This window comes from Amycolatopsis sp. WQ 127309 (assembly GCF_023023025.1).
Taxonomy (GTDB): Bacteria; Actinomycetota; Actinomycetes; order Mycobacteriales; family Pseudonocardiaceae; genus Amycolatopsis.
Map to the genome: position 1 here is coordinate 3,936,863 of NZ_CP095481.1, position 15,304 is coordinate 3,952,166.

The 15,304-nt window shown below is 65.6% G+C and carries 7 protein-coding genes and 3 rRNA genes; 9 read left to right on the forward strand and 1 reads right to left on the reverse strand.

What is annotated here, in order from left to right:
- Positions 1-30: 30 nt before the first annotated feature.
- From glnA to rrf, 5 genes are all read left to right on the forward strand, one after another.
- Positions 31-1,374, forward strand: a complete 1,344-nt coding sequence (gene glnA, locus MUY22_RS18545) for a type I glutamate--ammonia ligase (RefSeq protein WP_247061234.1) — start codon at positions 31-33, stop codon at positions 1,372-1,374.
- On the forward strand, positions 1,374-2,933 hold the full coding sequence (locus MUY22_RS18550; RefSeq protein ID WP_247061236.1) for an amidase: 1,560 nt from the start codon (positions 1,374-1,376) through the stop codon (positions 2,931-2,933). Before glnA ends, MUY22_RS18550 begins: the two co-directional genes overlap by 1 nt.
- A 420-nt stretch (positions 2,934-3,353) precedes the next feature.
- Positions 3,354-4,869 (forward strand): 16S ribosomal RNA (locus tag MUY22_RS18555).
- Between the two features lie 326 nt (positions 4,870-5,195).
- Positions 5,196-8,318: ribosomal RNA gene (locus MUY22_RS18560) — 23S ribosomal RNA — on the forward strand.
- A gap of 78 nt (positions 8,319-8,396) precedes the next feature.
- Positions 8,397-8,513, forward strand: a 5S ribosomal RNA gene (gene rrf, locus MUY22_RS18565).
- The 16S, 23S and 5S rRNA genes sit together here, the layout of an rRNA operon.
- 761 nt (positions 8,514-9,274) lie before the next feature.
- On the opposite strand, the gene MUY22_RS18570 is transcribed toward rrf, so the two are convergent.
- Positions 9,275-9,727: an Lrp/AsnC family transcriptional regulator gene (locus MUY22_RS18570; protein WP_247061238.1), complete on the reverse strand. Its 453-nt coding sequence runs from the start codon at positions 9,725-9,727 to the stop codon at positions 9,275-9,277.
- Positions 9,728-9,839: 112 nt separating this feature from the next.
- Here MUY22_RS18570 and MUY22_RS18575 point away from each other — a divergent pair, with 112 nt between their 5' ends.
- The 4 genes from MUY22_RS18575 (at position 9,840) to MUY22_RS18590 (ending at position 15,304) form a co-directional block, all read left to right on the forward strand.
- Positions 9,840-10,289, forward strand: coding sequence for a rhodanese-like domain-containing protein (locus tag MUY22_RS18575; protein WP_247061240.1), 450 nt, complete (start codon positions 9,840-9,842; stop codon positions 10,287-10,289).
- A gap of 19 nt (positions 10,290-10,308) precedes the next feature.
- Entirely contained in the window at positions 10,309-11,058 is a 750-nt protein-coding gene (locus MUY22_RS18580; RefSeq protein WP_247061241.1) for a type 1 glutamine amidotransferase, read from the forward strand.
- Between the two features lie 94 nt (positions 11,059-11,152).
- The gene (locus MUY22_RS18585) at positions 11,153-12,286 is read left to right on the forward strand and encodes an inorganic phosphate transporter (protein ID WP_247061242.1); all 1,134 of its coding nucleotides are present in this window, start codon (positions 11,153-11,155) and stop codon (positions 12,284-12,286) included.
- Positions 12,287-12,325: 39 nt separating this feature from the next.
- Entirely contained in the window at positions 12,326-15,304 is a 2,979-nt protein-coding gene (locus tag MUY22_RS18590; protein WP_247061243.1) for a bifunctional [glutamine synthetase] adenylyltransferase/[glutamine synthetase]-adenylyl-L-tyrosine phosphorylase, read from the forward strand.

The following is a 15,304-nucleotide window of genomic DNA, read 5'->3' on the forward strand; positions in this document are numbered from 1 at the left end:
CCGTTAACACGCTGTCGTTAGGGTGCGGCCATGGATCGCCAGCAGGAATTCGTGCTCCGCACGCTCGAGGAGCGCGACATCCGTTTCGTCCGTCTCTGGTTCACCGATGTGCTGGGGTTCCTCAAGTCCGTCGCGGTCGCGCCGGCCGAGCTCGAGGGCGCCTTCACCGAGGGGATCGGCTTCGACGGCTCGGCCATCGAAGGGTTCGCGCGCGTCTACGAATCCGACATGGTCGCCAAGCCGGACCCGGCCACCTTCCAGGTGCTGCCCTGGGAGACCCCGGACGGCAGCCCGTACTCGGCCCGGATGTTCTGCGACATCGCGATGCCGGACGGCTCGCCGTCGTGGGCCGACCCGAGGCACGTGCTGCGACGTCAGCTCTCGAAGGCGGCCGAAGCGGGCTTCACCTGCTACGTGCACCCCGAGATCGAGTTCTTCCTCCTGGCCAACCTGCCCGACGACGGCAGCGAGCCGGAGCCGGCGGACAACGGCGGGTACTTCGACCAGGCCAGCCACGCCACGGCGACGCACTTCCGGCGCCACGCCATCGAGACCCTCGAGGCGATGGGCATCTCGGTCGAGTTCAGCCACCACGAGGGCGCGCCGGGCCAGCAGGAGATCGACCTCCGCTACGCCGACGCCCTGACCATGGCCGACAACGTGATGACGTTCCGTTACGTCGTCAAGGAGGTCGCGCTGACCCAGGGCGTGCGCGCGACGTTCATGCCGAAGCCGTTCACCGACCAGCCCGGCTCCGGGATGCACACCCACGTCAGCCTCTTCGAGGGTGATCGCAACGCCTTCTACGACGCCGAGGACCCGCACGAGCTGTCGGAGACCGGCAAGGCGTTCGTCGCCGGCCTGCTGCACCACGCCAAGGAGATCTCCGCGGTCACCAACCAGTGGGTGAACTCCTACAAGCGCCTGATCAGCGGAAGCGAGGCGCCGACGACCGTTTCGTGGGGGCGGGCGAACCGCTCGGCGCTCGTCCGGGTGCCGATGTATTCACCCGGAAAGGCGTCATCCCGTCGGGTGGAAGTCCGTACCCTGGACTCCGCGTGCAACCCGTACCTCGCGTACTCGGTCATCCTGGCCGCCGGGCTCAAGGGGATCGAGAAGGGGTACGAGCTGCCGCCTCCTGCCGAGGACAACATCTGGCAGCTGTCGGACTCCGAGCGGCGCGCCGCCGGTTACGCGCAGTTGCCCCAGAACCTGGGGGAAGCCCTGTCGGAGATGGAGAAGTCCGAGCTCCTGCCGGAAGCACTCGGCGAGCACGTCTACGACTTCTTCCTCCGGAACAAGCGCGCCGAATGGGACAACTACCGGAGCGCGGTCACCCCGTACGAGCTCCGCACGCTGTTGCCGGTGCTCTGATGGGGCGGCGGCCGGTGTTCCTCGCGATCCTGGCCGCCGCACTCCTGCTCGTCCCCGCCGCGCCCGCCTCGTCGGCGTCCCCTTCGCGCTTCGACCTCGACTCGGCCGACATCCCGGCGCTGCAGGCGCGGATGGCGGCCGGCCGGCTCAGCGCGGTGGGGCTCACCGGGCTCTACCTCGACCGGATCCACCGGGTCGACGGCAAGGTCAACGCCGTGCTCGCGGTCAACCCGGCGGCGCTGGGGCAGGCTCGCGAAAGTGACGCCCGCCGTCGCGCGCACCGCCTGCGCGGGCCGCTCGACGGCATCCCGGTGCTGGTCAAGGACAACGTCGGCACCCGCGACCAGTGGACGACCGCCGGCTCGCGGGCCCTGCGCAGCCACCCGGCGAAGGACGCCACGCTGATCACCCGGCTGCGCGACGCGGGCGCGGTGATCCTCGGCAAGGCGAACCTGTCCGAGTGGGCGAACTTCCGCGCCGCGAAACCGACGTCGGGCTGGTCGGGCGTCGGCGGTCAGACCAACAACCCGTACGTCCTGGACCACAACCCGTGCGGGTCGTCCGCCGGCTCCGCGGCCGGCGTCGCCGCGTCGCTGGCCCAGGTCGCGATCGGCAGCGAGACCGACGGCTCGATCGTCTGCCCGGCGGGGATGACGGCGACGGTCGGCCACAAACCGAGCCTCGGCCTGGTCAGCCGCACCGGCGTGGTGCCGATCTCCGCCGAGCAGGACACCGCCGGCCCGATCGCCCGCAACGTCGTCGACGTCGCGCTCACGCTGTCCGCCCTCCAGGGGCGGGACCCGGCGGACCCGGCCACCGCGCAGTACCCGCGCACCCAGCCGACGGACTACGCGAAGCTGCTCCGGCCGGGGGTCCTGCGCGGCGCGCGGATCGGCCTCTGGCGGCTGCCGGTACTCGGCCCGCAGACCGACGCGGTCATGACGTCCGCCCGGAACTCCCTGGTCAAGGCCGGTGCGACGGTCGTCGAAGTGACCCCGCCGTACCAGGACCGGCTCGGCGAGCTGGAGTTCCCGGCGCTGCTCACGGAGTTCCACCGCGACATCGACGCCTACCTGGCGACCTGCCCGCAGGGGCCGCGGAACCTGGCCGGGCTGATCGCCTACAACCGCGCCGACCCGCTGGAGCGGACCTGCTTCGCCGGCCAGGAGCTGTTCGAGCAGGCACTGGCCGCGCCGCCGCCGACCGACCCCGGCTACCTCGCGGGCCGCGCCGAACTCTCGGACCTCGCGCGCCGGTCGCTCGACGAGACGCTGGCGAAGTACCACCTCGACGCGATCGCGTCGCCGACCAACCCGCCGGCGTGGAAGACCGACTGCGCGACGGGCGACGACGACGTGATCCCGTCCTCGACGCCGGCCGCGGTCGCGGGCTACCCGGACGTCACCGTGCCGGCCGGGTTTGCCGGACCCCTGCCCGTGGGTATCTCGTTCATGGGTGCGCGGTGGTCCGACGGCCGGATGCTGGCGCTCGCGGCGGACTTCGAGCGGGTCGCGCCGGCCCGCGTCCCGCCGCGGTATCTGCCGACGTTGCCGCGGTAGCCCTGCGTACAGTTCTGACCTGCGATGACACCGTTAAGTGACCCCCCTGTCGGGACCGGTTTCGGGGCATGTAAAGTTCTCCAAGTCGCCAGGAACACCGGGTCACACCGGGGCCGCAAGCCCCGGAGATCAGGGCGGGACGAGCGGGTTGACACCGCGAATCGGACCGGGTAATGTTCAGCGTCGGCCCACGAGCGGCCGCCGAGTCCTTACGGACTGGGTATGCTCGACCAAAAGTTTGTGAATATAGCTTGAAACAATCGCCGAGGTTGAGCCCGCGGATAACGTGGGTGATTCCGGAGTGTGTTGCTTGAGAACTCAACAGTGTGCTAGTGAACTAAGCCAGTAGAGCTTATATATAACCTCGTATTGAGGTTCCTTTGAGATTGATTGAGTACATAGTCTCGATCAAACTATTCATTGTTGGAGAGTTTGATCCTGGCTCAGGACGAACGCTGGCGGCGTGCTTAACACATGCAAGTCGAACGATGAAGCCTTCGGGTGGATTAGTGGCGAACGGGTGAGTAACACGTGGGTAATCTGCCCTGCACTCTGGGATAAGCCTTGGAAACGAGGTCTAATACCGGATATCACAACGCTTCGCATGGAGTGTTGTTGAAAGTTCTGGCGGTGCAGGATGAACCCGCGGCCTATCAGCTTGTTGGTGGGGTAGTGGCCTACCAAGGCGACGACGGGTAGCCGGCCTGAGAGGGTGACCGGCCACACTGGGACTGAGACACGGCCCAGACTCCTACGGGAGGCAGCAGTGGGGAATATTGCACAATGGGCGAAAGCCTGATGCAGCGACGCCGCGTGAGGGATGACGGCCTTCGGGTTGTAAACCTCTTTCGCCAGGGACGAAGCGCAAGTGACGGTACCTGGATAAGAAGCACCGGCTAACTACGTGCCAGCAGCCGCGGTAATACGTAGGGTGCAAGCGTTGTCCGGATTTATTGGGCGTAAAGAGCTCGTAGGCGGTTTGTCGCGTCGGCTGTGAAATCTGGAGGCTTAACCTTCAGCGTGCAGTCGATACGGGCAGACTTGAGTTCGGTAGGGGAGACTGGAATTCCTGGTGTAGCGGTGAAATGCGCAGATATCAGGAGGAACACCGGTGGCGAAGGCGGGTCTCTGGGCCGATACTGACGCTGAGGAGCGAAAGCGTGGGGAGCGAACAGGATTAGATACCCTGGTAGTCCACGCTGTAAACGGTGGGTGCTAGGTGTGGGCGACATTCCACGTTGTCCGTGCCGTAGCTAACGCATTAAGCACCCCGCCTGGGGAGTACGGCCGCAAGGCTAAAACTCAAAGGAATTGACGGGGGCCCGCACAAGCGGCGGAGCATGTGGATTAATTCGATGCAACGCGAAGAACCTTACCTGGGCTTGACATGCGCCAGACATCCCCAGAGATGGGGCTTCCCTTGTGGTTGGTGTACAGGTGGTGCATGGCTGTCGTCAGCTCGTGTCGTGAGATGTTGGGTTAAGTCCCGCAACGAGCGCAACCCTTATCCTACGTTGCCAGCGCGTTATGGCGGGGACTCGTGGGAGACTGCCGGGGTCAACTCGGAGGAAGGTGGGGATGACGTCAAGTCATCATGCCCCTTATGTCCAGGGCTTCACACATGCTACAATGGCTGGTACAGAGGGCTGCGATACCGCGAGGTGGAGCGAATCCCTTAAAGCCGGTCTCAGTTCGGATCGCAGTCTGCAACTCGACTGCGTGAAGTCGGAGTCGCTAGTAATCGCAGATCAGCAACGCTGCGGTGAATACGTTCCCGGGCCTTGTACACACCGCCCGTCACGTCATGAAAGTCGGTAACACCCGAAGCCCATGGCCCAACCCTTCGGGGAGGGAGTGGTCGAAGGTGGGACTGGCGATTGGGACGAAGTCGTAACAAGGTAGCCGTACCGGAAGGTGCGGCTGGATCACCTCCTTTCTAAGGAGCACAACACATCCACGTTCCCGGGATACCCGGATCAAGGGCGTGGGGTGGGCGCGGTTTAACACTCGAATGCAGTGTTGCCGGGCTTGCTCAAGGAATTGTGGAACTACTGGTTATGGCTCATCGCGGTGACAGACGCCGGCTGTTAGTACTGATCCTTCGGGGTCGTGGAGGACGCTCGCAGAGTCGAGTGGTGGGTTGTTCGCGAAGCACACTGTTGGGTCCTGAGGCAACACGCCTTAGGGCTTACACAGCCTGGGAATGTGGTTTGTTTCTGGTGTGGTGTTTGAGAACTGTAGAGTGGATGCGAGCATCTTTGTGGTCAAGTTGTTAAGGGCACATGGTGGATGTCTTGGCTTCAGGAGCCGATGAAGGACGTAGGAGGCTGCGATAAGCCTCGGGGAGCTGTCAACCGAGCTGTGATCCGAGGATTTCCGAATGGGGAAACCCAGCACCAGTGATGTGGTGTTACCCGCACCTGAATATATAGGGTGTGTGGAGGGAACGCGGGGAAGTGAAACATCTCAGTACCCGTAGGAAGAGAAAACAACCGTGATTCCGTGAGTAGTGGCGAGCGAAAGCGGAAGAGGCTAAACCGATTGCATGTGATACCTGTCAGGGGTTGTGTAGTCGGTGTTGTGGGACCCGCCTTGAAGGAACTGACATTTCTTCGGAATTGACGCATGGGTTAGTGGAACGCCTTGGGATGGGCGGCCGGAGTGGGTGAGAGCCCCGTACGCGAAAACTTGTGTTGTTGTTCTTGGTGGTGTTCCCGAGTAGCAGCGAGCTCGTGGAATTTGCTGTGAATCTGCCGGGACCACCCGGTAAGCCTAAATACTTCCTGAAGACCGATAGCGGACTAGTACCGTGAGGGAAAGATGAAAAGTACCCCGGGAGGGGAGTGAAAGAGTACCTGAAACCGTGTGCCTACAAGCCGTCAGAGCTGTAATGGTGATGGCGTGCCTTTTGAAGAATGAGCCTGCGAGTTAGTGCTGCGTGGCGAGGTTAACCCGTGTGGGGTAGCCGTAGCGAAAGCGAGTCTGAATAGGGCGAATATAGTCGCGTGGTCTAGACCCGAAGCGGAGTGATCTACCCATGGCCAGGGTGAAGCGACGGTAAGACGTCGTGGAGGCCCGAACCCACTTAGGTTGAAAACTGAGGGGATGAGCTGTGGGTAGGGGTGAAAGGCCAATCAAACTCCGTGATAGCTGGTTCTCCCCGAAATGCATTTAGGTGCAGCGTCGTATGTTTCACCACGGGGGTAGAGCTACTGGATGGTCTAGGGGCCTTACCGGGTTACCGAAATCAACCAAACTCCGAATACCGTGGTGTGAGAGTGCGGCAGTGAGACGGCGGGGGATAAGCTTCGTCGTCGAGAGGGAAACAGCCCAGAACACCAGCTAAGGCCCCTAAGTGTGTGCTCAGTGGGAAAGGATGTGGGATTGCCCAGACAACCAGGAGGTTGGCTTAGAAGCAGCCACCCTTGAAAGAGTGCGTAATAGCTCACTGGTCAAGTGGTCCTGCGCCGACAATGTAGCGGGGCTTAAGCACACCGCCGAAGCTGTGTCATTGACACAATAGATCCATGCGAGCCCTTGAGGTTTGTGTGTAGTCGTGTTGATGGGTAGGGGAGCGTCCTGCACCCAGGGAAGCCGTGGCGGAAGCTAGCGGTGGAGGGTGTGGGAGTGAGAATGCAGGCATGAGTAGCGAATGCAGAGTGAGAAACTCTGCCGCCGGATGACCAAGGGTTCCTGGGCCAGGCTAATCCGCCCAGGGTAAGTCGGGACCTAAGGCGAGGCCGACAGGCGTAGTCGATGGACAACGGGTTGATATTCCCGTACCCGAGCATGTGCGCCCATGACGAGGCGTTTGATACTAACCACCCAAAGCCATATCCTGAAGTCTTCGGATGGAGGGGTGTGTGTGGAGCGTGGGACCTGATTTCGTAGTAGTCAAGCGATGGGGTGACGCAGGAAGGTAGCTCCGCCAGGCGATGGTTGTCCTGGTGTAAGCGTGTAGGAGAAAGCATAGGCAAATCCGTGCTTTATATACTCTGAGACGTGATGCGTAGCCGTTTGAGGCGAAGTAGAGTGATCCTATGCTGCCGAGAAAAGCCTCTAGTGAGTGCATGCACGGCCCGTACCCCAAACCAACACAGGTGGTCAGGTAGAGAATACTAAGGCGATCGGGTGAACTGTGGTTAAGGAACTCGGCAAAATGCCCCCGTAACTTCGGGAGAAGGGGGGCCAAACATCCTGAAGCTCTTCGCGAGCTAGGGGTGGGTGGCCGCAGAGACCAGCGGAAAGCGACTGTTTACTAAAAACACAGGTCCATGCGAAGTCGCAAGACGATGTATATGGACTGACGCCTGCCCGGTGCTGGAACGTTAAGAGGACCGGTTAATCCCTTCGGGGGTGAAGCTGAGAATTTAAGCGCCAGTAAACGGCGGTGGTAACTATAACCATCCTAAGGTAGCGAAATTCCTTGTCGGGTAAGTTCCGACCTGCACGAATGGCGTAACGACTTTCCGGCTGTCTCAACCACAGGCCCGGCGAAATTGCACTACGAGTAAAGATGCTCGTTACGCGCGGCAGGACGGAAAGACCCCGGGACCTTTACTATAGTTTGGTATTGGTTTTCGGTTCGGCTTGTGTAGGATAGGTGGGAGACTGTGAAGCGGTGACGCTAGTTACTGTGGAGTCATTGTTGAAATACCACTCTGGTCGAATTGGGAATCTGAACCTCGGGCCATGATCTGGTTCAGGGACAGTGCCTGATGGGTAGTTTAACTGGGGCGGTTGCCTCCTAAAGAGTAACGGAGGCGCCCAAAGGTTCCCTCAGCCTGGTTGGCAATCAGGTGTTGAGTGCAAGTGCACAAGGGAGCTTGACTGTGAGACAGACATGTCGAGCAGGGACGAAAGTCGGGACTAGTGATCCGGCACCACCTGGTGGAAGGGGTGTCGCTCAACGGATAAAAGGTACCCCGGGGATAACAGGCTGATCTTGCCCAAGAGTCCATATCGACGGCATGGTTTGGCACCTCGATGTCGGCTCGTCGCATCCTGGGGCCGGAGTAGGTCCCAAGGGTTGGGCTGTTCGCCCATTAAAGCGGCACGCGAGCTGGGTTTAGAACGTCGTGAGACAGTTCGGTCCCTATCCGCCGCGCGCGTAGGATACTTGAGGAAGGCTGTCCCTAGTACGAGAGGACCGGGACGGACGAACCTCTGGTGTGCCAGTTGTCCCGCCAGGGGCATGGCTGGTTGGCCACGTTCGGAAGGGATAACCGCTGAAGGCATCTAAGCGGGAAGCCTGTTCCAAGATGAGGTATCCCACCCTTTGTGGGTTAAGGCCCCCAATAGACCATTGGGTTGATAGGCCAGATATGGAAGCACAGTAATGTGTTGTCGAGTTGACTGGTACTAATAGGCCGAGGACTTGTCTACGAAGGTGTTACGCATCCACTCTACGGTTCTGAAACACCACACAACCCTCTTTTTGGGGGTGTGGGTGTTTGATAGTGTTTCGGTGGTTTTAGCGTCAGGGAAACGCCCGGTCCCATTCCGAACCCGGAAGCTAAGCTTGACAGCGCCGATGGTACTGCAACCGAAGGGTTGTGGGAGAGTAGGACACCGCCGAACATTTCGTTGAAGAAGGGCCTGGCCCGGTCGAGAACCACGGTTCTCCCGGGCCAGGCCCTCTTTTTATGCCCAAAACCAGGTGCCGCCGGCACCACGACGACCTCGTGCCGACCCCGATAACGCGCGCCGGCTTCTGAATCACGTGTCGACTTTCCAGTCACGCGAGTTGACCCTTCGCACACGCGGGTCGGCTGTCTGGTCACGTGGTGACCCGTGAATCACGGGTGTCGACCTTCTGATCACGGGTGCCGGCGCCTCAATCACGCGAGCAGACCGTCCGGGTACGCGAACCGACTGTCTAGGTACGCAAGCCGACCGTCGAAGTACGCGAGCCGACCGTTCGGGACGTGAGCCGACTGTCCGAGTATGTGAGTCGACTGGCTGGGTACGTGAGCTGACCGGCTGGGGACGCGAGCCGGCTCTTCGGGCGTGCGAGCTGCCCTCGCGCGGTGCGCGAGTTCCGGCCTCAATCACGCGAGATCCGGCTTCACACACGCAAGATCCGTCCGGAGTCACGTGAATCCTGGCCGGATCACACGAGTCCCGCCTGGGATCACGCGAGATCCGGCCAGAATCACGCGGGATCCGTGCGGGATCACGCGAGTTGCGGCTCCGATCACCGCAGCGCCCTGCTTCCGGCCTCACAATCCGGGTGATGTCCGATCCGAGTGATGCCCGCCGGATCACCGGTGATGCCCGCCCGGTCACGAGAGATGCCCCGCGGATCACCCGCGATGCCTCCCCCCATCACCCGCGATGGCTCAGTCCGCCCGTCCCCGCCGGGCTAGCGGGCGGCGGCGCAGTGGTGATGACAGCACCAGCGATGTCGTCGTCTCGCCGTAGCGCTGCACCTTCTCGACCAACTCCTCCAGCTCCGCCGTGTTCCGGCACAGCACCCGCAGAATCCAGCACTCGTCACCCGTGATGTGGTCCGCGGCGATGACCTCCGGCAGTGGCAGCACCGCCGTCCGGAAGCGGGGTGTGTCCAGGCTGCGGACCCGGGCCCGGACCAACGCCTCGATCGGCAGCCCCAGCTTCGTCGTGTCCACGGTCGCCGCGTAGCCCGTGATCACTCCGCGCTCCTCGAGACGGCGGACCCGTTCCGTCACCGCGGACCCCGACAGCGAGACCCGGCGGCCCAGCTCCGTGAAGCTCAGCCTGCCGTCGTCCTGGAGGAGCTCGATCAGGTGCCAGTCGACGTCGTCGAGGTCCACCGCACATCTCCCAGGTCAGCAGGGGCGGAAACAGGGAAATCCCAGGCCGGCGACGGCCTTCACCCCGATTCTGCCCTGTGTCCGCGACGTCGTGATCAGCAGGATTGTCCCCATGACACGCACACTTGCCTTCCCCGCCGCCGCGCCCGTCGAGGCCGTTGCCTACTTCAGCGCCGAACTCGGCTTCGAGGTCGATCCGGACGACCTCGCCCGGGATCTCGACGCCGGCCGCGTCGAGGGTTACGTCGTCGTCGAGACCCGTGCCCCCGAAGCCTTCGCGCAGGCGCACATCCCCGGCGCGATCAACCTGCCCTACCGCGACATGACGCCCGAGAGCACCGCGCACCTCGATCGCGACCTCGTCTACGTCTGCTACTGCGAAAGCATCAACTGCAACGCCGCCACCAAGGGGGCGCTCAAGCTCGCCGAGCTCGGCTTCCAGGTGAAACGGCTTTCCGGCGGCATCACCAGCTGGATCGCCGCCGGCTACCCGGTCGATAGGACGGACCACCAGGCCGGCGAAGCAACGCAGTCTGCGGCCGGGATTCGCTGCGCCTGCTGACGCACCTACCCTGGAAGGCGTGACACGACTGCTGATCATCCAGCCGGACGTCTCGGACCCGCTCGGTCCCCTCGGTGACTGGCTGACCGAGGCCGGCGCGGACCTCGACGTCCGGCTCCCGCCCGGGCAGGACCTGCCTGCCGATCTCGACGGCTACGCCGGCGTCGTCTGCCTCGGCGGCAACATGGGTGCGGAGGACGACGCGAAGCACCCGTGGCTCGCCGAAGTGCGGCGCCTGCTGGCGAAAGCGGCGTCGAGGCAGCTCCCGACGCTGGGGATCTGCCTCGGCGCCCAGCTGCTGACCGTCGCGACCGGGGGCCGCGTCGAGGTCGGGCGCGACGGGCCGGAGATCGGCCCGCACCTCGTCTCGAAGAAGGACGCGGCGTGGACCGACCCGCTCTTCGCCGAACTGCCGCTCATGCAGGACGTCCTGCAGTTCCACAACGACTCGATCACCCGGCTCCCGCCCGGCGCCGAACTGCTCGCATCCGCTCCGCGCTACCAGTTTCAGGCTTTCCGGTTCAACCGGTGTGTCTACGGTGTCCAGTTCCACATCGAGACGACGCCCGAGATCGTCGAGAGCTGGGCCGCGGATGAGCCCGAAATGGCGGAGCTGGCCCGCCCGGGAGCGCTCGACCACGACAAGTTGATCACCGTGCACAACGACATCGCCGAGACGTGGCGGCCGTTCGCGCAGCGGTTCGTCCGATTGGCGTCCGGGGAGCTCCAGCCCGCCGCCGACAGTCAACGCTCGTTACCGCTGGCTTAACGGACAGCGTCACAATCGGCAACGGGCTGTTAACAACCCGCGTCCCTCGTCAGGTACCTTGCGGTTAAGTCCCCACAAGGGTTCGGAGGTCGGGGTGGACCCCTCGTTGCTGGTCGTCATCGTGGTCGTCACCGCATTGGTCTTCGATTTCACGAACGGGTTCCACGACACCGCGAACTCGATGGCGACGTCGATCGCCACCGGGGCCCTCAAGCCCCGGGTGGCCGTCGCGATCTCCGCGGTGCTGAACCTGGTCGGCGCGTTCCTGTCGGTCGAGGTCGCCAAGACGATCTCCAGCGGCCTGGTGGACGACACGAAGATCGGCCCGTCGATCGTGTTCGGCGGGCTGATCGGCGCGATCGTCTGGAACCTCGTGACGTGGTTCGTCGGGCTCCCGTCGAGCTCGTCGCACGCGCTGTTCGGCGGCTTGGTCGGCGCCACCTGGGTTTCGGCGGGCGCGGACTCGGTCCACTTCGGAAAGATCGTCGAGAAGGTCCTGCTGCCGGCGGCCGCGTCGCCGGTCATCGCCGGCCTGGTGGCGCTGGCCGGGACGTACCTGGTCTACCGCTTCCTGGTCCGGAACCGGCCGGCCACGCGCGGGTTCAAGGTCGGCCAGATCGTCTCGGCGTCGCTGGTTTCGCTGGCCCACGGCACGAACGACGCGCAGAAGACGATGGGCGTGATCACGCTCACGCTGGTCACCGCCGGTAGCCTCCCGCCCGGCGCCGCTCCGCCCGTGTGGGTGATCATCAGCGCCGCCTGCGCGCTGGCCGCGGGCACCTACCTCGGCGGCTGGCGCATCACGCACACCCTCGGCAAGGGCCTGACCGACATCGAGGGCCCGCAGGGCTTCGCCGCCCAGACGAGCTCCGCGCTCGTCATCCTGGTCTCGTCGCGGCTGGGTTTCCCGCTGTCGACGACGCACGTGTGCTCCGGTGGCATCGTCGGCTCCGGCGTCGGCCGCCGCGAGGCGCCGGTCCGCTGGCGGATGGCGGGCCGGATGGTGATCGCCTGGCTGTTCACCCTGCCCGCGGCCGCGATCGTCGGCGCCGTCTCGGGCAAGATCGCTTCGCTCGGCAGCGCGGGCACCATCGCCGTCGGCGTGGTCGGAATCGGTGTGGGTGCCGGGATCTGGCTGCTCTCGCGCCGCCACCCCGTCACCGCGCACAGCTTCCAGGTCCCCGAGCCGACGCCGGCCGACACCGAGCCGGGACGCCTGGCCGCCTGAGCCGGAATCACGAGGCCGTTGCGGCTACGGTGGTTCGTGATGGCAGACCGCGCGCGAACGACCGCTTCGGCGGCGAGGTACGGCTTCACCGACGCCCGTGCCGAGGGTCAGCTGCGCGCGGCCGGCTGGTGGGACGACGCCGGCCCGGTCGCCGCGGCGACCGACGTCCTCTCGGCGTTGTCCCGGGCCGCCGATCCCGATCTCGCGCTGCGCGGGCTGGACCGCATCCGCGAGGCCGACGGCGACGAGTGGGCACGGCTCGAAGAGCAGCTCCGCGAGAACCGGACGTTCCGCGGCCGGCTCCTCGGTGTGCTGGGGACGTCGACCGCGCTGGCCGACTTCCTGTGCGCGAACCCCGCGCAGTGGCACTCGCTCACCGGCAAGAAGAGCACGAACCCCGCCGGCTACCGCGAAGCCCTGCGCACCGCGCTCGTGCGTGAAGACGGCACCGTGATCACCAAGCTCGAGGCGGAGCAGACGCTCAAGGTCGCCTACCGCAGCCTGCTGCTCGGCATCGCCGCCGCGGACCTGGGCCACCTCGTCGAGAGCGGGCTCGAGCAGCCGCGCTACGCCGAGGTCGCCGCGCAGCTGACCGAGCTGGCCGAGGCCGCGCTCGCCGCCGGGCTCGTGGTCGCCGAGGCCGAGGTCGGCGCCTCGGCCGACGACACGTTCGCGATCATCGCGATGGGCAAGTGCGGCGGCCGGGAACTCAACTACGTCAGCGATGTCGACGTCATCTTCGTCGGCGCGGGCGATCTCGGCGTCGCGACGCGGCTGGCGAGCACGACGATGCGCGTCACCGGGAACGCGTGCTTCGAGGTCGACGCGGCGCTGCGCCCGGAAGGCAAGGCCGGCGCGCTCGTCCGCACCCTCGAAGGCCACCAGAGCTACTACCTCAAGTGGGCCAAGACCTGGGAGTTCCAGGCGCTGCTCAAGGCCCGTCCGGTCGCCGGCGACGTCGAACTCGGGCGGCAGTACGCCGAGATGGTGGCGCCGCTGGTGTGGTCGGCGGCCGACCGGGACAACTTCGTCGCCGAGGTGCAGCAGATGCGCCGCCGGGTCGAGGGGCACGTGCCGTCCGAGCACGCCGAGCGCGAGCTCAAGCTGGGCCGTGGCGGCCTGCGTGACGTCGAGTTCGCGGTGCAGCTGCTGCAGCTCGTGCACGGCCGGGTCGACGACGAGCTGCGGTCGCCGTCCACGATGGACGCGCTCGCGGCGCTCGGCGAAGGCGGTTACGTGGGCCGGAAGGACGCGGCCGAGCTGGGCGCGTCGTACGAGTTCCTGCGGATGCTGGAGCACCGGCTGCAGCTGCGGCGGATGCGCCGGACGCACCTGTTCCCCGCGACGTCCGACACCGACGAGCTGCGGATCCTCGCCCGCGCGAGCGGCGTGAAACCGACCGGTGGAAAGAGCGAGGGCGAAGCGCTGCTGGCGGAGTTCCGCAAGCACGGCAAGGGCATCCGGCGGCTGCACGAAAAGATCTTCTACCGGCCACTGCTGCAGTCGGTCGCGAACGTGCCGACCGAGGCGCTGCGCCTGACGACCAAGCAGGCCGCCAGCCGCCTGGCCGCGCTCGGCTACACCGCGCCCGACGGCGCGCTCCAGCACATCAAGGCGCTCACCGCGGGCGTCTCCCGGCGGGCCGCGATCCAGCAGGCGCTGCTGCCCGTGCTGCTCGACCTGCTCGCCGACACCCCCGACCCGGACGGCGGGCTGCTGTCCTACCGCAAGGTTTCCGAAGCGCTGGAAGACACGCCCTGGTACCTGCGGGTGCTGCGCGACGAAGGCACGGTCGTCGAACGGCTGGCCATCCTGCTCGGCACGTCGAGGCTGGTGCCCGACCTGCTGGTCCGCGCGCCCGAGGTGCTGCAGCTGCTCGGCGACCCGGCGCGGCTGCTGGGCCGCACGCCGGCCGACGTGGCGACGTCGCTGCGGGCGGCCGTCCGGCGTCAGCCCGGGTTGAACCCCGCGGTCACGGCGGCGCGTTCGCTGCGGCGGCACGAACTGCTGCGCGTGGCGTGCGCGGACCTGCTGGGCCTGCTCGACGTCCGGGCCGTGTGCGCGGCGCTGTCCAGCGTCTGGGTCGCGGTGCTGCAGGGCGCGCTGGCGGCCGCGTTCCGGCAGCGCCAGGCCGAGCTGGGCCGGACGCCGGCCCGGATCGCCGTCATCGGCATGGGCCGGCTCGGCGGCGCCGAACTCGGCTACGGCTCCGACGCCGACGTGCTCTTCGTGTGCGAAGCGAATGAAGGCGTCTCGGACTCCGACGCCGTGAAGTTCGCGTCGTCGGTCGCGGAGACGGTCCGGAAGATGCTGGGCGCGCCGAGCCCGGACCCGGCGCTGGTCGTCGACGCCGACCTGCGGCCGGAGGGGCGCAGCGGCCCGCTGGTGCGGACGCTGGAGTCCTACCGCGCCTACTACGCGCGCTGGGGCGAGGTGTGGGAGGCGCAAGCGTTGCTGCGGGCCCGTTTCATCGCCGGCGACGACGACCTCGGGCAGCGGTTCATCGCGATGATCGACCCGATCCGCTACCCCGAGGGCGGCTTGGACGCGACGAAGGCCCGCGAGATCCGCCGGATCAAGGCACGCGTCGAGACCGAGCGGATGCCGAAGGGCGCGGACCCGACGCGGCACACGAAACTCGGCCGCGGCGGCCTCGCCGACGTCGAGTGGACGGTGCAGCTCCTGCAGCTGCAGCACGCCCACGCCGTTCCCGAGCTGCGGACGACGTCGACGCTGGACGCCCTGGCGCTGCTCCCCGGCGCGGGCCTGGCCGAGCAGTCCGAAGCGGCCGAGCTGACCGAGGCGTGGCTGCTGGCGACGCGGGTGCGCAACGCCGGGATGCTGGTGCGCGGCAAGGCCGTCGACGAGGTCCCCAGCTCGGGCCGCGACCTGGTCGCGGTGGCGCGGGTGCTCGGCCAGACCGCGGCGGACGACCCCGGTGAGTTCCTCGACACGTACCGCCGGATCACGCGCCGCGCGCACACGGTGGTGGAGCACCTGTTCTACGAGGCTGATTAA

Coding starts and splice junctions, on each gene's coding strand:
- MUY22_RS18590 (WP_247061243.1), top strand. CDS start 12,326: ATGGCAGACCGCGCGCGAACGACCGCTTCGGCGGCGAGGTACGGCTTC.
- MUY22_RS18550 (WP_247061236.1), top strand. CDS start 1,374: ATGGGGCGGCGGCCGGTGTTCCTCGCGATCCTGGCCGCCGCACTCCTG.
- MUY22_RS18575 (WP_247061240.1), top strand. CDS start 9,840: ATGACACGCACACTTGCCTTCCCCGCCGCCGCGCCCGTCGAGGCCGTT.
- glnA (WP_247061234.1), top strand. CDS start 31: ATGGATCGCCAGCAGGAATTCGTGCTCCGCACGCTCGAGGAGCGCGAC.